Consider the following 21,579-nt stretch of genomic DNA (forward strand, 5'->3'; position numbering starts at 1 on the left):
GCCGCAGTGCAATCAGGCGATCCGGAACTGTTCGAGATCGGCGTGCTTGACGGTCAACCCGTGCCCGGGCGCACTGCGGTCCGGACGCAGCACACCATCGGGTTCTGGATCGATGGCCCCGTCGAACGCCAACCCCTCGATGCGGACATGGTCGTGGAAGTACTCCAGGTGCCGCAGGTGCCAGATCGCCGTGCCGACCTGGCCGCTGATCTGCGGCGCACAGTGCAACGACAGGTCCATGCCGCGCGCATCGCACAGCGCGGCGACTTTGAGCACCCCGGTGATGCCCAATGCGCGCGTGACGTCCGCCTGCAGGCAATCCACCGCCCCGGCGTCCAGCATCTGCTGGAAGTAGGGCAGGTGGTAGCCGTATTCGCCGGCGGTGATGTCCATCCCGCCCGGGCCTTGCGCGCACAGCTGATGCAGGCCGTACAGGTCGTCCGAGGAGACCGGCTCTTCGAGCCATCGCACGTCGTACGCGGCGAAGCGTTGCGCGCACAGCAGCGCCTGCTTGCGGCCATAAGCCCCGTTCGCGTCGACGAACAGCTCGGTGTCGTCGCCGATCGCCACGCGGGCGGCATGCACCCGCCCCTCGTCGGCGTCCGGGTCGCGGCCCACTTTCATCTTCACCCGCGGGATCCCGGCCGCCACCCAGTCGCACAGCTGGGTGCAAAGGGTGTCGTTGTCATACGAGGTGAACCCGCCGCTGCCATAGACCGGGGTGCCGTCGTGCACCGCGCCCAGTGCGATCGTCAACGGCTCGTCAAGCAGCCGGGACCGCAGATCCCACAGCGCGATGTCGACCGCCGAAATCGCCTCCGCGACCACGCCCGGCTTGCCCAGGTTGCGCACCGCGTGCTGCATGTCAGCCCAGCGGGCCGGCGGTTGCAGGGCGTCGCCTTCTTTGATGACGTCGGCCAGTTTGGACTGCACGACCGTAACCACCGCCGTGCCGCCGTAGGTGTAGCCGGTGCCGACCTGCCCACCGGCCCGCACACTGACCAGAATGAGGGTGGTCGAATCCCACGCGAGGGTGCCGTCTGACTCGGGAGCGTCGGTGGGGATCGAGTAGGCCGTGACTTCGACGGATTCGATCGGGATTGCCGAACTGGCACGCAGCGTCATGTTCGTTGTCTACCCGCAATATGCAGGGGGTATGCCTGGGATCGGGCGCGCAGCCGCGCCGAGTCTCGCAGCGTTGTTCTTCAAAGGGCAGGAGCGGGAACGGTTTCGGGTGGAGTGAGGTGCTGCGCGGCGAAGTCCGCCGCGAGCGCCGTCATGCCGTTCGCCGCGTAGGCGGCGTGCGCGGCGCCGTCGTCGCCCGCTGAGCAGACCGGGTCGCCGGGGGCGCACAGGTCGATCATCTTGGCGCCGTATGGGGTGCCGATCGTCACGGGCGGCGCGTCGAGTCCGGCCAGGTACGCGTTTGACGGTTTGCCCAACAGCACGACGGCCGCCACATGGTCGGCCACCTTGGGGGACAGCGGCGGAGGGAACCCGGGCTGCGCGGCGGTGTCCGCGGTGACGTAGCCGGCCAGCGCGGCACCTCGCGAGAAGCCGCCGAGCACGATCCGAGTCGCCGGGCAGGCGCCCGCCGTGTCGCGGATGTGGTTGCCGGCGTCGATAACCCCGCTGACGGTGGGCGCGAAGTCATGCAGCGCCGGATAATCCACCGGATACACGTCCATGGCGCGACCGCCGGTGCGCCAGCGCAGCGCGTCGACGAACTGCTGACCGATCCAACCGACGCCGGGGGCCTCGGTGGTGCCGCGGGCGAACACCACCTCGATGTCCGGGCAACCCGCAGCCGATGCCGTCCCGGGCAACTCCGGTATCCAGGGCAGCGACGAACCGCACAGGGCAGCGGCGGTGAGCAACCGGGTGATCTTCACAGCGCTTCGAGCGGTACCCGTCAACGCCGGGCGGTAAACCTTACCGACTCCTTATTGAAGCGGTGGTTTAGTCGGTGGGCAAACGGCAAGCCTACGTCGGTGCCGACGCCGATTCGGCGGGGCTTGAGTAGCAGGGGAGATTGCAATGACCACAATATCTTTGACCAGGATGGCCGCCACCGCCGGCGGGGTTGCGCTGGCACTGTCGGCCGGCGTGGGGACGGCGGCCGCGGATCCCGCGCAGAATCCCGCGGTCAACACCACCTGCAATTATTCACAGGTGGTGGCGGCGATGAACGCGCAGTCACCGGATACCGCAGCACAATTCAACGCCACACCGACCGCGCAGTCGTTCCTGCAGAACTTCCTCGCCTCGCCCCCGCCGCAGCGTGAGCAGATGCTGGAGCAGGCCCAGGGCGTGCCCGAGGCGGCGCAGTTCGTCAACATGGTCGGTCCCATCGCCAAGACCTGTGACAAGTACTGAGTGATGGCCCAATCGGCCGGCGTCGGCAAGATCGCGGATGCGGCCGAGCGGGAAGCGGACGAGCTCATCCAGCGGTGAACGGACCGCAGATGCCGAAGATCGCGTTCAACCTGCCCCGGACGGTCACGCTGACCGCTGACCTGGCGCTGCTGGGGGTGGCGGCGACGCACGGCTACGTCCTGGCAACTGCTTCGAGCCCGCCCGGCTATTTCGCGGTGCACTGCGTCGCGGTCATCATCGGCTGCCTCGCCGCCATCGTCACCACCTGGATCGACGTCGATGACGTCGTGCCGGCCGTGGGATGGCTGGTCGGCAGCGTGCTGTGCACCGCGTTTGTGATCGGCTACCTGATCAGCCGGCTGTTGAGCCTCCCCGGGCTGCCGGCGTTGACCGGGAGGTGGGATATCGCTCCGGGCAGCCTCGCGCTGGCCTGTGCGGGCGCCTTCCTGGCCGTGCACCTGACGGTGCTCACCGGCGTCAACGTGGCGTTCGGTCGGCGGCGGGATTGGAGGGATTGATGCCGCTCGATTTCCCGGCGTGGCTGCGCGTCGAGCATTGGCTCAACGTGTTGTTCCTGACATTGCTGATACGCAGTGGCATCGAGATCTTGTCCACCCATCCGAAGCTGTACCGGCACAACGACAGCACTCCCGGAACGGAGTGGGCCCGGTTCACCGGCAAGGTCATGCCCACCGACAAGCTCTACGACACCCTGGATGAGGAGGAGGAGTACCACCCGTTGATCGCGCTGCCGGGACACGCGCAGCTGGGCATGGGCAGACATTGGCACTTCGTTGCGGTCATCGGCTGGATTCTGGTCGGATTGTCCTATTACATACTGCTTTTCGCGACCGGGCAGTGGCATCGGTACTGGCCGTATTCGTGGTCGATCTTCGCCGAGGCATGGAACGACATCGTCACCTACCTCAGCTTCAACCTGCCGCCGCTGCTACCCGGTGAGCCACTGGACGCCATCCAGAAACTCACCTACGCCGGTGTGATCTTCGTGCTGGCCCCGTTTCAGATCCTCACCGGCGCCGCGCAGTCACCGGCGATCGAGGCGCGATTTCCCCGCTATGTCAGGTTGTTCGGCGGCCGACAGGGTGCCCGCAGTCTACATTTCCTGGGCCTGGCCGCGTTCGGGGTCTTCATCGTGATCCACCTGTCGATGTTGTTCTTCTGGGGTTGGGGCCGGCTGACCGCGTTGATGATCTTCGGGTCGGTCCGTAACACCTACTGGTCGACCGCACTGTCGCTGCTCATCATCGCGGCGATCGTCGCCGTCCACGTCGCGGCCACGATGTGGAGCCTGCGAAGCCCGGCCTCGGTGCGCCGGGTGCTCGGCGCGGTGATCAGTCTGCCTCGAAAGGGCTTGCTGCGCAGGTTGGATTCCCGGCAGCAGTATCCGGCGCGGATGATCTCCACCGAGCACCGTGTCAACGGCAAGCCGCCGACCGCCGAGAACTACAAGGTGATGGCGGTGCACAACTTCGTCGATTGGCGGCTGCGGGTCGGTGGGCTGGTGGAGCAACCGGTGACGTTGGATCTTGCCGGGCTGCGTGCCCTGGCCGAGCCACACACCCAGCGGGTACTGCACAACTGCGTGCAGGGCTGGTCATCCATCGGCGAATGGACCGGACTTCCGCTGGGCACCCTGGTGGATCTGGTGCGGCCGCTGCCGCAAGCCCGCTACATCTGTTTTATGAGTATGCAGGACAACAGCACCGACGAACCGAGCGCCGAGGGCGGCGGGCAGTTCTACGAGGTGTTCGATCTGAAGCTGGCCCACAAGCCGCAGATGTTGTTGGCCTATGCGATGAACGGCCAACCGCTGCCGATCAAGCACGGGGCGCCGCTGCGGCTACGCGCCGAGACGCAGGTCGGTTTCAAAATGGCCAAGTGGATCAACCAGATCGAGTTCGTCGAGGACTACGCCCACATCGGGAAGGGACGCGGTGGCTGGCGCGAGGACAATGTCTACTACGGCATGGATGGGGAGATCTAGACGTGACCGCCACAGCGCAGACAGCCACCCGCCCGGAACTGATCGCGTTGAACCAGCCGGCCCGCGATCGGGTGTCGGAACTGGTGACGGTGCGCGGCGGACACTGCGCCGCCTGCGATGGAACGGAGTTCGCGATCGGCCAGGCGCTGTACCTGGGATTCTTGTTCCTCGACGAAGACGACGACGTCTACCTCGTCGCATTGACCTGCCGTAACCCGTCCTGCCCGCAGCCACGGACCGCGATCCGACTGCGGTACAAGGAATTCTGCGATTAACCGGGCAACTCCGGGCGGGCCAGGCCGAACCGTTCCACCAGATCGGCGACGTCGCGCAACTCGTCGCACACCGCGGTAAACCGGGCTTCGGCGTCGTCGTCGAGCAGGCCGCGGCCGTGGTAGTGCGCCAGCCGGCGCAGCCGCCCGGCCAGCGCGGTGCCCCACCGGATGCTCAGGTCATAGATCTGTTCGTCCTCGACTTGCTCGCGCTGCCCCAGCTCCCGCAGTGCGCGGATCTGCTCGGTGAGCACCGCGACGTCATCGTCGATGCCGACCCGCTCGGTCGTCCTCAATCGAAACCTCCCGTTCTCACAGTCGGGGCTTGGCGACGCTGACCACGACCGGCTGGCCCCGAAAGGTCAGATACACCCGGTCGGGTCCGATCGCCATGCCGGACAGAGGTGCGGACCGGGCCGGCCCGGACGGTAGACCGGCCCGGTAGTCGATGACACGCAGCACCGGGATGCTGCCGTGTGGGTAGCCGGTGAAAGTCGCCGCCTCGAAGATCGTCACGTCGGTGTCGGTGGCGGCATACACCCGAGTGTCGTCGGAGCCCAGATAGCGGATCGGCGACGAGACCGGCGAGCGGCCGATCTCCTGCAAACCGTGCCCGCTGCGGGCGCTCTCAACGGCGTACAGCGTGTCGCCGCTCGCGTCGGCCAGATAGACCCGGCTCGCGGCGGTGCCGTCTCCGGCGGCCGCCGAGACCTGGGCGTCGTAGCGGCCGCGGTGCTCCGGCGGCGACGCCGGCCCCTTGTAATAGGAGAGACCGTCCGGTCCGTAGACGTGGAACTCGATCGCACGTCCCCGGTTGGCGCCGTCGACGACGCCGGTGGCGTTCGCGGCCACCGGGGTCGCCGGCAGTCTCCGCAGACCGAGCTCCTCGACCGGGGTCACCGTCGACCCGTCGGTGGAGAGCGCGAGCAGCACCCGCATGCCCGAATCTTCGGAGAGGTAGCCCGGGGCCGGCCCGGCGTCGATGTCGCCGACCTGCTTCAGGCCGGGCAATTCGACCGCGGCGACGCGGCCGCGGCCGGGCTGCGGCACGAACACCGTCCGGTCGTCGGCGCGGCTGATCTGTACGTTGCGCCCGGCGCCCAGCGGGGCGGACAGCCGGGTGGTCACCGCACCGGGGTTGTCGGGGTGATCGACCGCCGCCAACCGCCCGTCGTCGGTGAGCGCAATGAGTGACCCGGTCCGGTACGACCACACCGGGGCGCGCAGCGGTGTCTGCACCGGTACCGAAGCGGTTTCGGGCGCACTCTGCAACGAGCGTCCCGGAGCCGAGCAGCCGGCGCAGGCCAGCACGCCCACGGCTGCCGCGCTACACCACCCCCACCATTTCATCTCGGCGGCATACCCACGGTTGCCACCGGCTACACGAACCAATTGCGCGATCCGCGGCCGTTTGTTCGGCCGGGTCATCGGGTATGGCAGGAGGTGTCCGTAATGAAAGGGGAGGTCGATGCCTGGATCGCGAGAGGGCCGACGGGTCGCATTTCTGGTGGCGCCCGAAGGTGTCGAGGAGATCGAGTTGACCGAGCCGTGGCGTGCGGTTGCCAAGGCCGGGGCGTCCCCGGTGCTGGTGTCGACGAAGCCGGGGCCGGTTCAGGCGTTCAACCACCTGGACCGTGCCGACGAATTCGACCCGGATCACGTGGTCGACGACGTCTCAGCGGATGATTTCGACGCACTGGTGTTGCCGGGCGGGGTGGCCAATCCGGATCAGTTGCGCACCGACCGGCGGGCGGTGGCGTTCGTGCGGGAGTTCTTCGACGCCGGGAAGCCTGTCGCGGTGATCTGTCACGGCCCGTGGACCCTGGTGGAAGCCGGGGTCGTCGCCGGGCGTCGGATGACGTCGTGGCCGAGCCTGCGCACCGACATCGTCAATGCGGGCGGCGACTGGGTCGACGAGCCGTTGGTGCGCTGCGACTCCGGTCCGTCGACCCTGCTGTCGAGTCGCAAGCCCGACGACCTGCCGGCCTTCTGCGACGCTTTGGTCGGTGAGCTGGCAGCGCGGAAGGTGGCGCTGTGACCGGAGAACCGATGCCGGTACCGATCAAGACCGACCACAGTGCCGACGACCATCGCGCCCGGCTCTGGGTCAACTGGGCGACGGCCCTGCTGACCGCCGCCGGGGCCGCCCTGGTGATGATGTTCGCGACGGGCGCGGTGATGAGCACTGCCGCCTGTAGCACGGCCGAGTGTCCGGATCTCGGGCCGAGCGGAGTGGTTTTCGGCATCCTCTATTACGGTGCGCCGGTCATCGCCGCGCTGACCATCCTGGCCTCGTTCTGGACGGCGGGACGCCGGCGGGGATTCGTGGTTCCGCTGATCGGCTGGGTGCTGCTGGGTCTGGACCTGCTGGCCCTGGTCATCGCCTTCCGGCGCTAAGACACCAGTACTTGCGGCGCAAGCTCTTTGAGCATGGTGTCGGCCCACTTCAGCTGGCGCAGCGTCTCCGGGTGGCACGCCGAGGCGAGCTCGAGCAGATCGCCGTCGCGGGCAGCCTGTGCGCCCTGGGCGAGCAGCACCCAGTCCACCGATACCGCCGCGGCGTGCAGATGCAGGCTGCGCAGGTCGGCCAGCAGCAGAAGACCCGGCTCGGGCCGCCGACCGAGTACCACGCTGGTCGTCTGCCGCAGCGACGACAACAGCCGCCCGACCCGCGGCGGCGACTTGGCCAGGTGCAACCCGCGGCTCTGCCCGGCCTGCGCGAGCCGGTGAACGTGCTCGTCGGACCATTCCGCGAGATCGGCGCAGAGATGGAAGACTTCGTGATCGGCCTTGTGTCGCTGGCCGACCCGGCGGAACCGACTGCCTAGCGAAGTTTCGGAGCGGTGCAGCTCCCGCAGCGTCAAGTCGAGTTTCACCAGCCACTCCGGTCTGCGTCGGTGCTTCGGCTGATGCGCACAACCGAGGTCTTGAACAGTGGCTGCTTGGACACCGGGTCCCAGTCGGTGATCGTCAGTTCGTTGGCCGCGCGATGGTGGCCTGCCCCGTCGGTGTCCCAATACCCATAGTGAAACGGCAGGAACGCCACCCCGTCGCGGATGCCTCCCACCCGCGCGCGTGCCTTCACACTGCCGCGCGCCGAACGGATTTCGGCCATGTCACCGTCGCGGATCCCACGGCGTTCGGCGTCACCGTCCGACAACTCCACCCATACCTGCGGGGCAGCGTCGTTGAGTTGCGGTGCGCGACCGGTCTTGGTGCGGGTGTGGAACTGATAGACAGTTCGGCCGGTGGTCAGCCACAGCTCATCATCGTCGACGGGCTGCTCATGCGGCGGGGTGTAGCCGGCGGCTCGCAACATCGCCTTGCCGTCGGGGTTCGCCGCCCCGTACTCGGCTGCCTCGACGGAAGCTCCGGTGACAAGATCTTTGCCGTAGCTTTCGCAATAGGACGGTCTGCTGAAGAACTCGCCACCGGTGTAGAGACGCTCGGTGCCTTCGGGGCTCTCGGCGTTGCAGGGCCATTGGATTCCGCTGCCGCCGCGCAGCTTCGGATAGCTCAACCCGGTGTAATCGCAGGGACGGCCGGCGCTGCAGCGCTGCCAGGCCGCGAATGCCGACTCGGGGTCCTTCCAGGAGATCAGCGGGGCGCCATCGCGGTCTGCGAACTCCATCCGCTCGGCGTAGTCGCAGAAGATCTCCAGGTCGGGGCGGGCCTGCCCGGGTGGATCGACGGCTTTCTCGGAAATGTGCACGGTGCGGTCGGCATTGGTGAACGTTCCGGTCTTCTCGCCCCATGCCGCGGCCGGCAGCACGACATCGGCGAGTTCGGCGGTCTCGGTTGCGAAGATGTCCTGCGCCACCACGAACAGCCGCGACTGCCCGAGGATGCGCCGGATGCGCCGCAACTCCGGAAGCGACACCGCCGGATTTGTGGCGCTGATCCAGAGCATCCGCAAGGTGCCCTGCTCGGCGAAACGCAGCATCTGCATGATGTGGGTGGGATCGGAGTAATGCGGTATCTGCGCCGCGTCGACGTTCCACAGCCGGGCCAGCTCGTCGACATGCGCGTCGTTGCGCCAGTTGCGAAAGGCCGGCAGATCGCCGTTGGCGCCGCATTCCCGGGTGTTCTCGGCGGTCGGCTGACCGTTCATCTGCAGCACACCGGCGCCGGGGCGGCCCAGCATGCCGCGGATGAGGTTGAGGTTGTTGACCGCAACCGCCGCCGCGGTCGCCTGGTGGGATTGGTAGAAGCCCTGCAGCACAGTCGACAACAGTCGTTCGGCATGACCGATGATCTCCGCGGCGCGGCGCAGATCCGCGACCGTCACGTCACAGATCTTCGTCACCCGTTCCGGTGGATACTGCGCAACGCACGCCGCCAAGTCGTCGTAGCCGACGGTGTGCGCGGCGATGTAGTCGTGGTTCACCCAGTCGTTCGCGATCACCTCGTGCAGCAGGCCGTTCATCAACGCCAAGTTAGTTCCGGGGACCGGCGCCAGATGCACGGTCGCGGCTTTGGCGACCGGGGTTTCGCGCGGATCAACGCAGATGATCTGCGGCGGGTCGTCGCCGGCCAGCCGGTCCAGCATGCGTGACCACAACACGGTCTGGGTCTCGGCCACATTGTGGCCATACAGCGCGATCACGTCGGCGTGATCGACGTCGGTGTAGGAACCGGGTTGGCCGTCGCAACCGAACGTCTCCTTCAGCGCCCACTCTGCGGTGGCCGTGCACAGCCGGGTGTTGCCGTCCAAATGATTGGTGCCCAGCCCGGCGTGCGCGATCACCGAGAGGGTGTAGTACTCCTCCAGTAACAGCTGGCCGCTGGTATAGAAGCCGATCGCGCTGGGGCCGATGTCGCGCAGCAGCGCCTGCGTCGTCGACACGATCCGATTCATCGCGGTGTCCCAATCGGATTCGACCAGTCGTGCGCCATCCCGCACCAGCGGCACCGTCAGCCGATCGGGCGAGTTGTTGGCCTGCCAGCCGAACAGGTCCTTCGGGTCCACCCGCCCGTGGTTGACCCGGTCGATGCGGCGGCCTCGCACCCCGACGATCCGGCCGTGGTGGGAGGCGATGTCGATGCCGTCGCCGTTGGAATGCAGCACCGCGGCGGACTGCGCCCAGTCCACTTCGTCGACGCTCAGACCGTCGGTGAGCTCGGTGTCCACCCGATCGGGCCACCGCTGCCCGGCGGCGTACGGCGTACGCGCACCCCATGGCTCGGTGATGCGGTCGGTCATGAGAGCCGGTTACCCGCTGCTCGTCCTGGGTATGCCTAGCCGATATGGCCGATACGGATCACCGCCGAGCACCTGTCCTGGAAGCCCTGGCCGACTACCAGCGCAAAGACCGGTACGGCTTCAGCCCGCCGGGGCATCGCAGGGGGCGTGGCGCCGACGAGTCCGTGCGTGAGGCGTTGGGGGCCGACCTGTTCGGTGCCGATGTGCTCGCCCGCGGCGGTATGGACGACTGGGAAGCACGCGGAGACTTCCTGGCCGACGCTGAGAAGCTGATGGCCGACGCGGTCGGTGCCTCGATGGCGTTCTTCTCCACCTGCGGCAGTTCCCTTTCCGTGCGCGCCGCGATGATGGCGGTGGCCGGTGGCGCCGACGGCGGGCTGCTGCTGCCGCGGGACAGCCACAAATCGATTGTCGGCGGGTTGATCTTCTCCGGTATCCAGCCGCGCTGGATCACCCCGCGCTGGGACGCCGAGCGGCACTTCAGCCACCCGCCGTCCCCCGAACGGGTTGCCGGCGCGTGGGAGGAACATCCCGATGCCGCGGGCGCGCTGATCGTCAGCCCCTCGCCGTACGGAACCTGCGCGGACCTGGCCGCCATCGCCGAGATCTGCCATCAGCGCGGCAAACCGCTGATTGTCGACGAAGCCTGGGGTGCGCACCTGCCCTTCCACCCGGACCTGCCCACCTGGGCGATGGACGCCGGCGCCGACGTCTGCGTGGTCAGCGTGCACAAGATGGGCGCCGGGTTCGAGCAGGGCTCGGTCTACCACGTCCAGGGCGATCTCATCGACCGGGAGCGACTCACCGCGTGCGCCGACCTGTTGATGACCACCAGCCCCAGCGTGCCGATCTACGCGGCGCTGGACGGCTGGCGCCGCCAGATGGCGCAACACGGCCGCGAATTGCTGGGTGCTGCACTGGAGTTGGCGCACGAGGTGCGTCAGCGCATCAACGCACTACCCGATGTCGGGGTGCTCGACGATGTGCTGTTGGGCGCAGAGGCCTCCCACGACCTGGATCGAATGCAGGTGCTGGTGGACGTGTCGGCGACCGGAACGTCGGGCTACCAGGCCAGGGATTGGTTGCGTGAATACCGTTGCCTCGACGTGGGGCTGGCCGATCACCGGCGAATTCTGGCCACCATGTCCTTCGCCGACGACCACCGCTCCGCCGACCGGCTGCTGGATGCCTTGAGTGACTGGCGCAGCGCCGCAACATCGTTCGATCCGCCATCGCCGATCCGGCTGCCGACACCGCAGGAGCTGCAACTGGAGAGCGTGCAACTGCCACGCGACGCGTTCTTCGGCCGCACCGAGATGGTCCCCGCATCGGCGGCCGCCGGACGTGTCGCGGCCGAGCAGATCACGCCGTATCCCCCCGGGGTGCCGGCGGTGGTGCCCGGCGAGCGCCTCAACGCGGCTGTCATCGATTATCTGCGCTCCGGACTGGCGGCCGGGATGGCGCTGCCCGACGCCGCCGACTCCTCGCTCGAGCACTTCCGGGTGGTGGCCTGACGGGTTTTGCCGGCACCCGGGTGGGGTAGCCGGTAGCCATGGCACAGACGTCTTTGCGCACCCCGGTCGGCGTGGTCGATTTCCTGACCGCGCAGCATGAGCGGATCAAGACGCTCTTCGATGAGACACTGCTGGCTGCCGGCGGCGAACGCGAAGAGTCGTTCGTGCGGCTGCGCCGCCTGCTGGCCGTGCACGAAACCGCCGAAGAGGAGATCGTGCACCCGCGAGCCGCGCACGAGCTCGACGGCGGCGGCGAGCTGATCAAGGCGCGGCTGGCCGAGGAGAGGCAGACCAAGTCGGCGCTGGGGGAGTTGGAGGACGTCGACGTCGATTCGGAGTTCTTCACCGAGAAGCTGCGGGAACTGCGCGACGACGTCATCGAACACGCCGGGTATGAAGAACGCGACGAGTTCGCCCGGCTGCGTGCAGAACTCGGTGACACCGAGTTACAGCTGCTGGAACGGGCGGTCAAGCTCGCCGAGGCGATCGCCCCGACCAGGCCGCACCCGGGAGCCGAGGGTGCGCTGGCTAATGCGTTCGTCGGGCCGTTCGCCTCGATGGTGGACCGGGCCCGCGACGCAATCCTGGGTTACGACTCTTGATCGGTTTCGCCCGTCAGGCTTGCCCTCCGGCCCCCAGCGTGCGCTGCATGTCCGGCTTCATCGCCACCAGCTGGGCGTTCCAATAGCCCCAGCTGTGCACCCCGCTGGTGTCGATGTTGAACGTGGCGTTGTGTCCGCCCGCGCCGGTGTAGGCGTCGCGGAAGGCGTTGTTGCTCTGCATGACCATCTGCTCGATCACCTGACCGGGCAGGCTGCCCTCGCCTATCTCCGACGGGCTGCCGTTACCGCTGTAGATCCATAGCCGGGTGTTGGCGCCCGCCAGGCGTCCGGCTTGGACGGTGGGGTCGTTGCGCTGCCAGCCCGCGCTGCCGGTCGGTCCCCACATGTCCTGCGGGTTGAAACCGCCCTCGTCGTTCATCGCCATGCCGATCAGCGTCGGCCCGTTGCCACTGGACGCTGTCAGCAGTGCCGAAAGCGAGGCGGCATAAGCGAATTGCTGTGGATGGTAGGCCGCCAGGATCAGCGCCGACGATCCGGACATGGAGACACCCACCACCGCGTTGCGCGTCGAGCGCACGCCCTTGCCGGAGAGGAAGTTCGGCAGCTCACTGGTCAGAAAGGTCTCCCACTTGTAGGTCTGGCCGTTGGCCGACCCGTACCAGTCGGTGTAGAAGCTGGAGCGACCGCCCACGGGTGCCACCACGGAAATTCCGGAACCGCTGTACTCGTTGAAGGCCGGCGTTTCGATGTCCCAACCGCTTCGGTCCTCACGGGCGCGCAGGCCGTCGAGCAGGTAGACCGCAGGTGCTCCACCGCCCTGGAATTCGACGGTGATGTTGTGGCCCATGCTCGGCGAGGGCACGGAGAGGAACTCCGGCCCTGCCGCGCCGGCCGGTGGCGCGGCCGCGCCCAGACCGATCAGTCCCGGCAGTAACGCCGCCGCCGCGGCTTGTGTGACCCGGCGCAGCCGGTGCGTCGTGTTATTCCACATTGTTCTCCCCTTTCGCGCAGACCCGAGAGCCCAGGCCTGTCGGCCGGGTGCGCGAGAGGGGAGACGTCGACAGACACCTGACCCTCTTGTCATAACAAAGTGGGGGACCGTTGTCCAGGCACAGGTGCTGAAAAAAGTTTGCGAGGGCGGGTTTGAGCCGGGCCCACGGTGGGCACCTACACCGACATGTCCGCGCGTGACTCCCGTTATTGCTTTGGCCCTCTGGCGATCGCGGCATCCATTGTCGGTGCCGCGATCCTTTTCACCCCAGGCGTTCCCGTCGTGACGGCCCAGCCGTGTCCCGATACCGAGTTGGTGTTCGCGCGCGGAACCGGTGAGCCTCCCGGCGTCGGACCCACCGGGCAGGCCTTCGCCGACGCGCTGAATACGCGGCTGGGCTCTGGTCCGCTGTCCGTCTACCCGGTCAACTACCCGGCCACCGACAACTGGGACACCGGTGTCGACGGGGTTCGCGACGCGGGAGCTCATGTCGTCTCCCGGGCGACGTCGTGTCCGCGAACCAAGATGGTGCTGGGCGGCTACTCCCAGGGCGCGGCGGTGATGGGCTTCGTCACCTCGGCGCAGGTCCCCGACGGTGTCGACCCGGCGACGGTGCCCAAGCCGCTGGCTCCGGACGTCGCCGAGCATGTCGCCGCGGTCGTGCTGTTCGCGATGCCCAACGAGCGGGCGATGAAGTTCCTCAAAGAGCCCGCAATCGCGATCGGACCGACATACCAGGCCAAGACTCTGCAGGTGTGCGCGCCGGAGGACGCGGTCTGCTCCGAGGGGCTCAGCTTCGCCGCGCACGACAGCTATGCCGGTGACGACGCAACGATGGTCGAACAAGGGGCCGACTTCGCCGCCCGGCAGTTGCAGAATCGACTGGGATCGACTGGGATCGACGCTGGCCGGCCGTAACCGCCGTCGCCGGCGCTGGCGGCGTGATCAGATCCGGGTCGCCGATCCCGCGGAAGTCCGGCGCTCCATTCGTGGCACCGCCATCGGCAACTTCATGGAGTGGTACGACTTCGGTGTCTACGGCTACCTCGCCACCACGATTGCGCGGGTGTTCTTTCCGGGCGCCGGCAGCCTGATCGGCGCCTTCGCCACGCTGGCCGCGGCGTTCGCGATGCGCCCGCTCGGCGGATTGGTCTTCGGTCCGCTCGGCGACCGGATCGGACGTAAACGGGTGCTGGTTACCACCTTGGTGTTGATGACGCTCGGCACCACCGCCACCGGGCTGCTGCCCGACTACCGCGCCATCGGGGTCGCGGCGCCGATCCTGCTCATCGTGACCCGCATGGTGCAGGGCTTTTCCGCGGGCGGCGAGTACGTCGGCGCGATGGTCTATGTCGGTGAACAGGCCCCGGACAACAAGCGGGGCATGATGGCAGGGTTTCTGCCGCTGAGTTCGCAGGCCGGTTATGTCGTTGCCGGTGCGCTGGTGACCGGGCTGCAGAGCTGGCTGCCCGAGGAAGCCATGCTCAGCTGGGGGTGGCGAATCCCGTTGCTGCTCAGCGCTCCGCTGGGGCTGGCCGCCCTGTATCTGCGGTTGCGCCTTGAGGAGTCACCCGCTTACCAGCAGTCCAACGGCGGCGAAGACGACGAAGACGACTCTGTCGCAGAGCAGTTGCGCCGCACCGCCAGACGGTGGCGGCCCCTGGCGCTCTGCATCGCCTTGGTGCTGACCTACAACGTCACCGATTACCTACTCACCGGATATCTACCCACCTATCTGCAGACCACCGCGCGGATTCCGTCCACCACCGGGCTGCTGCTGATCGTGCTGACGCTGCTGGTGATGATGGCCACCGTGGTGCCGTTGGCGCGGCTGTCCGACCGCATCGGCGTCAAACCGGTACTGTTTGCCGGATCAGCGATGTTGCTGGCGCTGTCGGTGCCTGCGTTCATGCTGATCCGCTCCGCCCGTAGCTATCCGGTGGCGTTCGTCGGGCTGCTGTTGATCGGAGCGATGCTGCTCTGCTTCGACGCCACCCTGCCGGCGACGCTGCCGGCGCTGTTCCCCACCCGGGTGCGCTACGGCGCGCTCGCCATCGGTTTCAACATCTCGGTGTCGGCGTTCGGCGGCACCACGCCGCTGGTCGCCGAGGCATTGGTCTCGAACGTCGGGCCGATGGCGCCGGCCTACCTGCTGATCGCAGCCGGGGCGATCGGCGCTCTGGCGCTGGCGTTCACCCCCGAGGTGGCGGGCCGGCGATTGCCCGGCTCGGGGCCCGCGGTGGAGAGCGAAGCGCGGGCCCGCGAGCTGGTCGAGGGACGAGAGGCTTAGCGGACCCGCCGGAGCCCCTGCACGCTGCCGAGCGCCTCTGAAACCGACGCCGTCGTCGGCAAAGTGTTGGCGGGATCGCAGATTCGTAACAGTCGGGCTACCGCCGGCCCCGGCACCGTCGTGCATTGGATCATGGCGTCGGCGCAGTGGTCAGTGATCGCCTTCAGTGCCGAGAACCCTGCCGTGCCAATGAATTCCACGTTATTCAGGTCGAGAACCAGCCATTCGCAATAAGTCGCACAGTGCCGCACGTAATCGGCCAGCTGGTCGGAGTTGGAGGCGTCGAGCTCGCCGTCAACGCTGATCACGGCCCCAGAACGTCCCCAACGGGTGACCGAGCGGGCGGTGTGGTTCTCCCAGGTATCGGACGGGGGCAGCGTAGCTATTCGAGGCGCCGGGGAGGCCGACCCGGCTGCTTTGAGTGCAGTCATTTGAGTACTCCATCAGTCGAAACTCGTACTGTGGATCGCGTCGACGCGAGTTATGCCCTCACGGATGAGAAGCAGGGAGTGGGCCTCCCTGGCTTGCGTGGATGACGCGTCTTCCGGGTGGCTGTGAACTCAACCTGCTCCTGAACCTACCCCGATCCGCGTCGCTCTGCAACGATTTCGTAACGACGTTCGAAATCTGTGCTCTGGTGAATTCCCTTGCAGCAAACGGCTTCGGCAGCCGCTGCGACGTTTAGCCGTCACCGTCGCGGGTAACAACCGGTTATGGCGTTTCCGCAGACCATCCGGCGTTCGCTGCTCATCTGGAACGTGCACGTCTCCTGGATGGACTGCTTGGTCTCGGGCGGGCACCGCTACCTCGTTCCGGTCAACGCGCCACGCGATCCGGACGGCCGCGGGCTTTGCGGGCACGACTGGCCGCGGGCGACGGAGGTCCCGGTGGGCGAGCTGCGCCAACAGGACGTCGACCTGGTGGTGCTGCAGCGCCCACACGAGCTGGAGCTGGCCGAACGCATCCTGGGCCGCCGGCCCGGCATCGACGTTCCCGCCGTCTACGTCGAGCACAACACGCCGCGCCCTTTCGTGGTGGAGAGCCGGCATCCGATCGCCGACCGCGACGACATCCCATTGATCCACGTCACCGACTTCAATCGGCTGATGTGGGACAACGGCCGTGCCCCGACCACGGTCATCCGTCCCGGGATCGCCGACCCGGGCCACCTCTACACCGGTGACATCGCGGCCGCGGCTGCCGTGATCAACGAGCCGGTGCGACGATGGCGCACGGTGGGCGCTGATCTGCTGGGCACGTTCGGACAAGCCGCGCCGGTCGACGTCTGGGGTATCGGGACCGATGACCTCAACGACCCCGCACATCGCTGCGCCGGGGTCACCGGCCACGGCGACCTGCGGACCGGCCCGCTGACGAAGGAACTGGCGCACCGGCGCGTTTACCTGCACACCGCGCGCTGGACGTCGCTGGCGCCCTCGCTGGTGGAAGCCATGTTCCTGGGCATGCCGGTGGTGGCGGTGGCTTCGACCATGACGCCACTGGTGGTGCCGCCCGAAGCGGGTGTCGTCAGCGCCGACGTCGACACCTTGCGGGCGGCGCTCAGCGGGCTGGTAGCCGACCGCTACCTGGCCGAAGTGGTCGGCAAGGCGGCCCGCGACTACGCGACGGAACACTTCGGGCTCGAACGGTTCCTGTGCGAGTGGGACAAGGTCATCCAAGCGCAGTGTGGGTGACCGACAGGGGGAGGATCGCGATGAAGATCGCCATGGTTTCCGAACACGCGAGCCCGCTCGCCACGTTTGGCGGAGCCGATGCCGGCGGCCAGAACGTCCACGTCGCCGAATTGTCGGCGACGCTGGCCCGCCGCGGCCACGACGTCGAGGTGTATACCCGTCGCGATGATCCCGACCTGCCTGAGCGGGTTGAGACCGTGCACGGCTACACGGTGGTCCACGTGCCCGCGGGCCCGCCGCGCCGGCTGCCCAAGGATGAATTGCTGCCGTACATGGGAATGTTCGGCCGGTACCTGGATGAGCAGTGGGACTGCGAACGGCCCGACATCGCGCACGCGCACTTCTGGATGTCGGGGATCGCCACCCAACGGGCCGCCGAACGCCGCCGGGTGCCGACGGTCCAGACGTTTCATGGATTGGGCGTGGTCAAGCAACGACACCAGGGACATCGCAACACCAGTCCCGCCGAGCGACTGCGACTGGAGACGCGGGTAGCGCGCCGGGCAACGTGGGTGACGGCCGGGTGCAGCGACGAGGCGTTCGAGTTGATCCGGCTGGGCCGGGACCGGCTGCGGATCTCGGTGGTGCCGTGCGGTGTCGACGTTGACCGATTCGCACCGCACGGCCCGATCGCTCCCCGGTCGGGTCGGCGTCGCATCGTCGCGGTCGGCCGGTTCGTGCCCCGCAAGGGATTCGACACCGTGATCGAGGCGCTGACCACCGTCCCCGCCGCCGAGTTGGTGGTCGCCGGCGGACCCGAGGATCTCGACACCGTCCCGGAAGCCTGCCGATTGCGCAAGCTGGCCGTCGACCTCGGTGTGGCGGAACGGGTTTCGTTCTGCGGCGCGGTTGCCCGTGAAGATATGCCGGCATTGCTGCGCTCGGCGGACGTGGTGACGTGCACACCGTGGTACGAACCGTTCGGAATCGTGCCGCTGGAGGCGATGGCCTGCGGGGTGCCGGTGGTGGCGTCGGCGGTGGGCGGCATGCTCGACACCGTCGTCCACGACGTGACCGGCCTGCTGGTACCGCCGAAGGATCCGCGCGCCTGCGCGAACGCGGTCAACGCCATCCTGCGGGATCGGCGCGCCGCGTCGAAGTACGGCGCCGCCGGCCGGGAACGTGCCCGCTCAAGATACTGCTGGGAGCGGGTCGCCGCCGACACGCTACGGGTGTACGACCGGTTGCTGCCGGTGGTGGCGCCGGCGCGTACCGTGGCCCGGGCGGCGAGGTCGACGGTGAGCGCGGGAATCGCTGAATGTGTAAGTCCTGAGTGATATTTGATGAATTCTTAGTCCGGGCCGATTCGCGGGCGCGAGACGAAAATTGTTGCCGTGCCCGACCGAACGGAGGAACATGGGTGCATCGGAGGGGACCTCGGGATCGCCGCGTTGTTGGACGGAGCAATGAGATGGCGGTGACGGACCGCAATGATCTGATGCGGGATGTGGCTGATTTGGTCCGTACATTGGACCGTCGTCCCCGTGTCGATGTAGACGGTGCGTTAGACGAGTTGGTCGCGAATCTGCTCGGTCACATGCCCTGCGCCCAGCACGCCGGCGTCACGGTCGCCACGTCGGAAGGGGATGTGCAGACGCTGGCGGCGAGCGACGCCTATCCCGTCCTGCTCGACGACATTCAGCGCCGCCGCCGGGAGGGGCCGTGCCTGACCGCGGCGTGGAAGCATCATGTCGTTCGCCTCGACGACATCGGCAGCGAGCAGCGCTGGCCCTCGTACTGCGGCGAGGTCGCGTCGACCACGCCCATCCGATCCATCGTGGCGTTCGAGTTGTTCACCGGTCAGGGGTCTACCGGAGCTCTGAACTTCTACGCCGAGACCCCGAACGCCTTCGACGACGAGGCGGTGGAGTTGGGTCTGGCCCTGGCCACCCACGCCGCGCTGGCCTGGCACATGGTGCGCCGCGACGAGCAGTTCCGAAGTGCACTTGCCTCCCGCGATGTCATCGGGCAGGCCAAGGGGATGTTCATGGAACGGTTCGACATCGATGCGGTGCAGGCTTTCGAACTGCTCAAGCGGCTGTCGCAGACCACGAACACCCAGTTGGCCGAGGTGGCGCAGCAGGTGGTCGGCCGGCGAGGTGGCGGGCAGTGAAAGAAGCCCGGTGCAGGCAAGCCGAACCACGCTAAAGCCGGTTCTCCGTTCCGACCACAGCCCACACCGTCTTGCCGGTCGCGGTGGGGCTGCTGCCCCACGTGCGGCACAGCGCCCCGAGCACAGCCAGGCCGGACGCCTGGCTGGCGCCACCGTCAGCATCTTCGCGGAGCACCGCGGGGGTGCCGTTGGTGTCCTGGACCGCGATGGTGACCGCGGTGTCAGCGCGTTCCAGTAGGACCAGCGGTCGGCTTTCGGTGTGGCGCAGCACATTCTCCACCAACACGTCGACGATCACCTTGGTGGTCGGGATCAGCTGGGACTGCGACCAGTTGGTCAGCCACTCGGTCACGAAGTTGCGGGAGTCGCGCAGACTGCTCAAGTGACGCGGCAACTCGATCCGGACCCGTCGGCGGGGCGGCTGCTTGTCGTGCCGCAGCGCCGCCAACGCGCTCTCGACATCGGCATGCACCGGAACGGAGCGGGTCACGCCGGTGCGGTCGATCTGCGCAGCCACGTCCGATCGGGGACATATCAGCCGGATCGGGACATCAGGCCAGGTGCTCACCTGCCAACGGGCGCTGGTGAAGACCGACCATGCCGAAGGCGCAGGCACTTCCAGGCCGCTGACGTCGACCAGGACGGCCTGCGGTTCGTCCAGCGCCGCCTTGATCACGCTGTCACGAACTTCGAGGTAAGTGCAGCTGTCCAGCCTGCCGGTGGCGTGCAGCAGACACACGCCGGCCGCATCCAGGGGGCCGGAATCGGCTGCTATCACTCGTACCACTTCAGGTGGCTACCCACCTGACCGCGCGGACAACCTCAGCGGGGCAGTGTCAAGTCTTGCGTAGCGCCCTCGATTCAGGTCACGGTCAAAAGGGTGTGGTCCAGGTCGGAGAGCACCCCGGTCGGCAGCCTGCCGGTGAAAGCGTCCATGAAGCGGGTCGCCAGGTCGCGCACCTTGATGTTGGTCTCCTGCGAACGCCACACCAGGATGTCGAATGCCCGCTCGGCGGAGATGCCGTACGCGATCATCAGCACCCCCTTGGCCTGTTCGATCACCGCTCGGGACTCGGTCACCTCGGAGACCGCGGCGCTGACATCGGCCTGCAGCACATCGGTGACGTCGACATAGAAGCCGGCGGTGCCGACTACCACGTCGTTGTCGTCGACCATCCGGTCGCCGACCACGATCACCCAGTGCACCTGCCCGGCGGTGTCGATGATCCGGTGCCGGCTGCTGAAGGGCTCGCCCTGCATGACGCGCTCCAGCACCTCGGCGACCTGGGGGCGGTCCTCGGGATGCTTGTGCTGCAGCAGCAACTCGGTGTTGGGCTCAACCGTGCCCGGCTCGTAGCCGTGCATGCGGGCTACGGTGTCCGACCACTCCCAGCGCTGCTCGCCGAGCCAGTACCGGAACCGGCCGACCCGCTGCGGCTCGCCGTGCCCCACGACGAGGTCGAGGTCACTGTGGACCTCGGCATCGTCGCCTACCGGCATCGCAAATTGAGCATTGACGTCCCCGACCACCGTGTACCCGCCTTCTCGTACCCAAACAGTATGAGCTGATTCCAACGGCCGGCGGGCAAACCGCGGTCGGGAATCACATGAGGGCATGCAAGGACGTCCTGACCGGCGCTGTCTGCTGAACGCCCGAGCTTGCGTAAGCATCCACAATTTTGGGACACCGCGCAACTGAAACACGTCTGTTTTTCGCCGAGTGTGTCTCCGCCGGCGCCTCGGGGTGAGCGCGGTGCTGGTTCCAGCCGAGTGGACCGATCCCCGGCCACGATTAGCCAACGCCACGACGGGTATGCCTGCCCCATGACGACCTCGGGTTATGCGTTGTCTTGGGTGATGTTTCAGCCGGCGGCGTGAGTGCCATGGCAACGGCGAAAGCGCCCGGCGCGCAGCGCTACCTACCCGACAGCCGGGCCTTGGGCGCGCTGCGGGAGGCGGCCGCGCGGTGTCATGGTTGCGAGCTGTACCGCAACGCCACCCAGACCGTCTTCGGCGAGGGCCGCCGCCGCGCACCGCTGATGTTGGTCGGTGAGCAGCCGGGCGATCACGAGGACCGTGAGGGCCATCCGTTCGTCGGTCCGGCCGGCCGGCTGCTGGACCGTGCGCTACACGACGCGGGCATCGACCCGGAACTGATCTATGCGACCAACGCGGTCAAGCATTTCAAGTTCACCCGCCGGGAGGGCAAGCGCCGGATCCATCAGAAGCCCGGCCGCACCGAGGTGGTGGCATGCCGGCCGTGGCTGATCGCCGAGATCGACGCGGTGCGGCCGCAACTGGTGATCTGTCTGGGCGCGACCGCCGCCCAGTCGTTGCTGGGCGCTGCGTTCCGGGTTTCCACCGGGCGAGGGGAGCTGTCGAGCCTGCCGGGGGGATCGGGCCATCGGCCACGGGTGCTGGCGACCGTGCATCCCTCGGCGGTGCTGCGTGACCGCAGTGACCGGCGCGATGAGACCTACCGGGAGTTCGTCGCCGACCTGCAGGTGGCGCGTGACGCCCTGACCGACGCTCCCGGCGTTCACCGCACCGTTTGACCG

Annotated in this window: 24 protein-coding genes; 14 read left to right on the top strand and 10 right to left on the bottom strand. The window is 67.6% G+C overall.

Annotation, left to right across the window (positions count from 1 at the left end):
• Nucleotides 1–12 precede the first annotated feature (12 nt).
• Together ACZYY4_RS05490 and ACZYY4_RS05495 are read right to left on the bottom strand one after the other, a co-directional pair.
• Nucleotides 13–1,125, bottom strand: a complete 1,113-nt coding sequence (locus ACZYY4_RS05490) for an enolase C-terminal domain-like protein (RefSeq protein WP_463808524.1) — start codon at nucleotides 1,123–1,125, stop codon at nucleotides 13–15.
• Between the two features lie 80 nt (nucleotides 1,126–1,205).
• Nucleotides 1,206–1,892, bottom strand: a complete 687-nt coding sequence (locus ACZYY4_RS05495; RefSeq protein ID WP_463808526.1) for a cutinase family protein — start codon at nucleotides 1,890–1,892, stop codon at nucleotides 1,206–1,208.
• 145 nt (nucleotides 1,893–2,037) lie between these two features.
• Here ACZYY4_RS05495 and ACZYY4_RS05500 point away from each other — a divergent pair, with 145 nt between their 5' ends.
• From ACZYY4_RS05500 to ACZYY4_RS05515, 4 genes are all read left to right on the top strand, one after another.
• Nucleotides 2,038–2,376 (top strand): hemophore-related protein, encoded by a 339-nt coding sequence (locus ACZYY4_RS05500; protein WP_463808528.1) that lies wholly within the window; start codon nucleotides 2,038–2,040, stop codon nucleotides 2,374–2,376.
• 89 nt (nucleotides 2,377–2,465) lie between these two features.
• Entirely contained in the window at nucleotides 2,466–2,894 is a 429-nt protein-coding gene (locus ACZYY4_RS05505) for an oxidoreductase (protein WP_463808529.1), read from the top strand.
• Nucleotides 2,891–4,381: a molybdopterin-dependent oxidoreductase gene (locus ACZYY4_RS05510; RefSeq protein WP_463808530.1), complete on the top strand. Its 1,491-nt coding sequence runs from the start codon at nucleotides 2,891–2,893 to the stop codon at nucleotides 4,379–4,381. Before ACZYY4_RS05505 ends, ACZYY4_RS05510 begins: the two co-directional genes overlap by 4 nt.
• Nucleotides 4,382–4,383: 2 nt before the next feature.
• Nucleotides 4,384–4,656 carry a hypothetical protein gene (locus ACZYY4_RS05515; RefSeq protein ID WP_463808532.1) on the top strand — a complete coding sequence of 91 codons (273 nt, stop codon included), beginning with the start codon at nucleotides 4,384–4,386 and terminating at the stop codon, nucleotides 4,654–4,656.
• Here ACZYY4_RS05515 and ACZYY4_RS05520 read toward each other — a convergent pair.
• Both ACZYY4_RS05520 and ACZYY4_RS05525 read right to left on the bottom strand, forming a co-directional pair.
• The gene (locus ACZYY4_RS05520; RefSeq protein ID WP_463808533.1) at nucleotides 4,653–4,949 is read right to left on the bottom strand and encodes a hypothetical protein; all 297 of its coding nucleotides are present in this window, start codon (nucleotides 4,947–4,949) and stop codon (nucleotides 4,653–4,655) included. The genes ACZYY4_RS05515 and ACZYY4_RS05520 overlap by 4 nt on opposite strands.
• 16 nt (nucleotides 4,950–4,965) lie before the next feature.
• Nucleotides 4,966–6,003, bottom strand: coding sequence for a hypothetical protein (locus ACZYY4_RS05525; protein WP_463808965.1), 1,038 nt, complete (start codon nucleotides 6,001–6,003; stop codon nucleotides 4,966–4,968).
• Between the two features lie 118 nt (nucleotides 6,004–6,121).
• Here ACZYY4_RS05525 and ACZYY4_RS05530 point away from each other — a divergent pair, with 118 nt between their 5' ends.
• A complete protein-coding gene (locus ACZYY4_RS05530; protein ID WP_463808535.1) occupies nucleotides 6,122–6,691 on the top strand; it encodes a type 1 glutamine amidotransferase domain-containing protein in 570 nt (189 codons plus the stop codon).
• Nucleotides 6,688–7,050 (top strand): hypothetical protein, encoded by a 363-nt coding sequence (locus tag ACZYY4_RS05535; protein WP_463808536.1) that lies wholly within the window; start codon nucleotides 6,688–6,690, stop codon nucleotides 7,048–7,050. Before ACZYY4_RS05530 ends, ACZYY4_RS05535 begins: the two co-directional genes overlap by 4 nt.
• Here the strand turns inward: ACZYY4_RS05535 and ACZYY4_RS05540 are convergent.
• Both ACZYY4_RS05540 and ACZYY4_RS05545 read right to left on the bottom strand, forming a co-directional pair.
• Nucleotides 7,047–7,529 (bottom strand): hypothetical protein, encoded by a 483-nt coding sequence (locus ACZYY4_RS05540; protein WP_463808538.1) that lies wholly within the window; start codon nucleotides 7,527–7,529, stop codon nucleotides 7,047–7,049. The two genes, ACZYY4_RS05535 and ACZYY4_RS05540, sit on opposite strands and share 4 nt — an antisense overlap.
• Complete coding sequence (locus ACZYY4_RS05545) at nucleotides 7,526–9,856, bottom strand: molybdopterin oxidoreductase family protein (protein WP_463808539.1); 2,331 nt, start codon at nucleotides 9,854–9,856, stop codon at nucleotides 7,526–7,528. The genes ACZYY4_RS05540 and ACZYY4_RS05545 overlap by 4 nt, the downstream gene beginning before the upstream one ends.
• 44 nt (nucleotides 9,857–9,900) lie before the next feature.
• Here ACZYY4_RS05545 and ACZYY4_RS05550 point away from each other — a divergent pair, with 44 nt between their 5' ends.
• Nucleotides 9,901–11,370, top strand: a complete 1,470-nt coding sequence (locus ACZYY4_RS05550; protein WP_463808541.1) for an aminotransferase class I/II-fold pyridoxal phosphate-dependent enzyme — start codon at nucleotides 9,901–9,903, stop codon at nucleotides 11,368–11,370.
• A 38-nt stretch (nucleotides 11,371–11,408) separates the two neighbouring features.
• On the top strand, nucleotides 11,409–11,972 hold the full coding sequence (locus tag ACZYY4_RS05555) for a hemerythrin domain-containing protein (RefSeq protein WP_463808543.1): 564 nt from the start codon (nucleotides 11,409–11,411) through the stop codon (nucleotides 11,970–11,972).
• 13 nt (nucleotides 11,973–11,985) lie between these two features.
• On the opposite strand, the gene ACZYY4_RS05560 is transcribed toward ACZYY4_RS05555, so the two are convergent.
• The gene (locus tag ACZYY4_RS05560; RefSeq protein ID WP_463808545.1) at nucleotides 11,986–12,924 is read right to left on the bottom strand and encodes an esterase family protein; all 939 of its coding nucleotides are present in this window, start codon (nucleotides 12,922–12,924) and stop codon (nucleotides 11,986–11,988) included.
• Nucleotides 12,925–13,110: 186 nt separating this feature from the next.
• Between ACZYY4_RS05560 and ACZYY4_RS05565 the strand changes: the two genes are divergently transcribed.
• Together ACZYY4_RS05565 and ACZYY4_RS05570 are read left to right on the top strand one after the other, a co-directional pair.
• On the top strand, nucleotides 13,111–13,842 hold the full coding sequence (locus ACZYY4_RS05565) for a cutinase family protein (RefSeq protein WP_463808966.1): 732 nt from the start codon (nucleotides 13,111–13,113) through the stop codon (nucleotides 13,840–13,842).
• A 67-nt stretch (nucleotides 13,843–13,909) separates the two neighbouring features.
• Nucleotides 13,910–15,214 (top strand): MFS transporter, encoded by a 1,305-nt coding sequence (locus ACZYY4_RS05570; RefSeq protein WP_463808967.1) that lies wholly within the window; start codon nucleotides 13,910–13,912, stop codon nucleotides 15,212–15,214.
• On the opposite strand, the gene ACZYY4_RS05575 is transcribed toward ACZYY4_RS05570, so the two are convergent.
• Nucleotides 15,211–15,522, bottom strand: coding sequence for an STAS domain-containing protein (locus ACZYY4_RS05575; protein WP_463808546.1), 312 nt, complete (start codon nucleotides 15,520–15,522; stop codon nucleotides 15,211–15,213). The two genes, ACZYY4_RS05570 and ACZYY4_RS05575, sit on opposite strands and share 4 nt — an antisense overlap.
• Nucleotides 15,523–15,927: 405 nt before the next feature.
• Here ACZYY4_RS05575 and ACZYY4_RS05580 point away from each other — a divergent pair, with 405 nt between their 5' ends.
• The 3 genes from ACZYY4_RS05580 to ACZYY4_RS05590 all read left to right on the top strand — a co-directional run bounded on the left by ACZYY4_RS05580 (nucleotide 15,928) and on the right by ACZYY4_RS05590 (nucleotide 19,021).
• Nucleotides 15,928–16,908: a glycosyltransferase gene (locus tag ACZYY4_RS05580; protein ID WP_463808547.1), complete on the top strand. Its 981-nt coding sequence runs from the start codon at nucleotides 15,928–15,930 to the stop codon at nucleotides 16,906–16,908.
• A 20-nt stretch (nucleotides 16,909–16,928) separates the two neighbouring features.
• Nucleotides 16,929–18,185, top strand: coding sequence for a glycosyltransferase (locus ACZYY4_RS05585; protein WP_463808548.1), 1,257 nt, complete (start codon nucleotides 16,929–16,931; stop codon nucleotides 18,183–18,185).
• A 134-nt stretch (nucleotides 18,186–18,319) separates the two neighbouring features.
• The gene (locus ACZYY4_RS05590) at nucleotides 18,320–19,021 is read left to right on the top strand and encodes a GAF and ANTAR domain-containing protein (protein ID WP_463808550.1); all 702 of its coding nucleotides are present in this window, start codon (nucleotides 18,320–18,322) and stop codon (nucleotides 19,019–19,021) included.
• A gap of 31 nt (nucleotides 19,022–19,052) precedes the next feature.
• On the opposite strand, the gene ACZYY4_RS05595 is transcribed toward ACZYY4_RS05590, so the two are convergent.
• Complete coding sequence (locus tag ACZYY4_RS05595) at nucleotides 19,053–19,799, bottom strand: STAS domain-containing protein (RefSeq protein ID WP_463808551.1); 747 nt, start codon at nucleotides 19,797–19,799, stop codon at nucleotides 19,053–19,055.
• 83 nt (nucleotides 19,800–19,882) lie between these two features.
• The gene (locus ACZYY4_RS05600) at nucleotides 19,883–20,521 is read right to left on the bottom strand and encodes a PAS and ANTAR domain-containing protein (protein ID WP_463808553.1); all 639 of its coding nucleotides are present in this window, start codon (nucleotides 20,519–20,521) and stop codon (nucleotides 19,883–19,885) included.
• 383 nt (nucleotides 20,522–20,904) lie between these two features.
• On the opposite strand from ACZYY4_RS05600, the gene ACZYY4_RS05605 reads away from it, so the two are divergent.
• The gene (locus ACZYY4_RS05605) at nucleotides 20,905–21,576 is read left to right on the top strand and encodes a UdgX family uracil-DNA binding protein (protein WP_463808555.1); all 672 of its coding nucleotides are present in this window, start codon (nucleotides 20,905–20,907) and stop codon (nucleotides 21,574–21,576) included.
• Nucleotides 21,577–21,579: the final 3 nt, after the last annotated feature.

Source organism: Mycobacterium sp. IDUB_21, assembly GCF_055419425.1.

Coding starts and splice junctions, on each gene's coding strand:
- ACZYY4_RS05490 (WP_463808524.1), bottom strand. CDS start 1,125: ATGACGCTGCGTGCCAGTTCGGCAATCCCGATCGAATCCGTCGAAGTC.
- ACZYY4_RS05500 (WP_463808528.1), top strand. CDS start 2,038: ATGACCACAATATCTTTGACCAGGATGGCCGCCACCGCCGGCGGGGTT.
- ACZYY4_RS05505 (WP_463808529.1), top strand. CDS start 2,466: ATGCCGAAGATCGCGTTCAACCTGCCCCGGACGGTCACGCTGACCGCT.
- ACZYY4_RS05525 (WP_463808965.1), bottom strand. CDS start 6,003: ATGAAATGGTGGGGGTGGTGTAGCGCGGCAGCCGTGGGCGTGCTGGCC.
- ACZYY4_RS05530 (WP_463808535.1), top strand. CDS start 6,122: ATGCCTGGATCGCGAGAGGGCCGACGGGTCGCATTTCTGGTGGCGCCC.
- ACZYY4_RS05545 (WP_463808539.1), bottom strand. CDS start 9,856: ATGACCGACCGCATCACCGAGCCATGGGGTGCGCGTACGCCGTACGCC.
- ACZYY4_RS05550 (WP_463808541.1), top strand. CDS start 9,901: ATGGCCGATACGGATCACCGCCGAGCACCTGTCCTGGAAGCCCTGGCC.
- ACZYY4_RS05555 (WP_463808543.1), top strand. CDS start 11,409: ATGGCACAGACGTCTTTGCGCACCCCGGTCGGCGTGGTCGATTTCCTG.
- ACZYY4_RS05560 (WP_463808545.1), bottom strand. CDS start 12,924: ATGTGGAATAACACGACGCACCGGCTGCGCCGGGTCACACAAGCCGCG.
- ACZYY4_RS05565 (WP_463808966.1), top strand. CDS start 13,111: ATGTCCGCGCGTGACTCCCGTTATTGCTTTGGCCCTCTGGCGATCGCG.
- ACZYY4_RS05580 (WP_463808547.1), top strand. CDS start 15,928: ATGGCGTTTCCGCAGACCATCCGGCGTTCGCTGCTCATCTGGAACGTG.
- ACZYY4_RS05585 (WP_463808548.1), top strand. CDS start 16,929: ATGAAGATCGCCATGGTTTCCGAACACGCGAGCCCGCTCGCCACGTTT.
- ACZYY4_RS05590 (WP_463808550.1), top strand. CDS start 18,320: ATGGCGGTGACGGACCGCAATGATCTGATGCGGGATGTGGCTGATTTG.
- ACZYY4_RS05600 (WP_463808553.1), bottom strand. CDS start 20,521: ATGCCGGTAGGCGACGATGCCGAGGTCCACAGTGACCTCGACCTCGTC.
- ACZYY4_RS05605 (WP_463808555.1), top strand. CDS start 20,905: ATGGCAACGGCGAAAGCGCCCGGCGCGCAGCGCTACCTACCCGACAGC.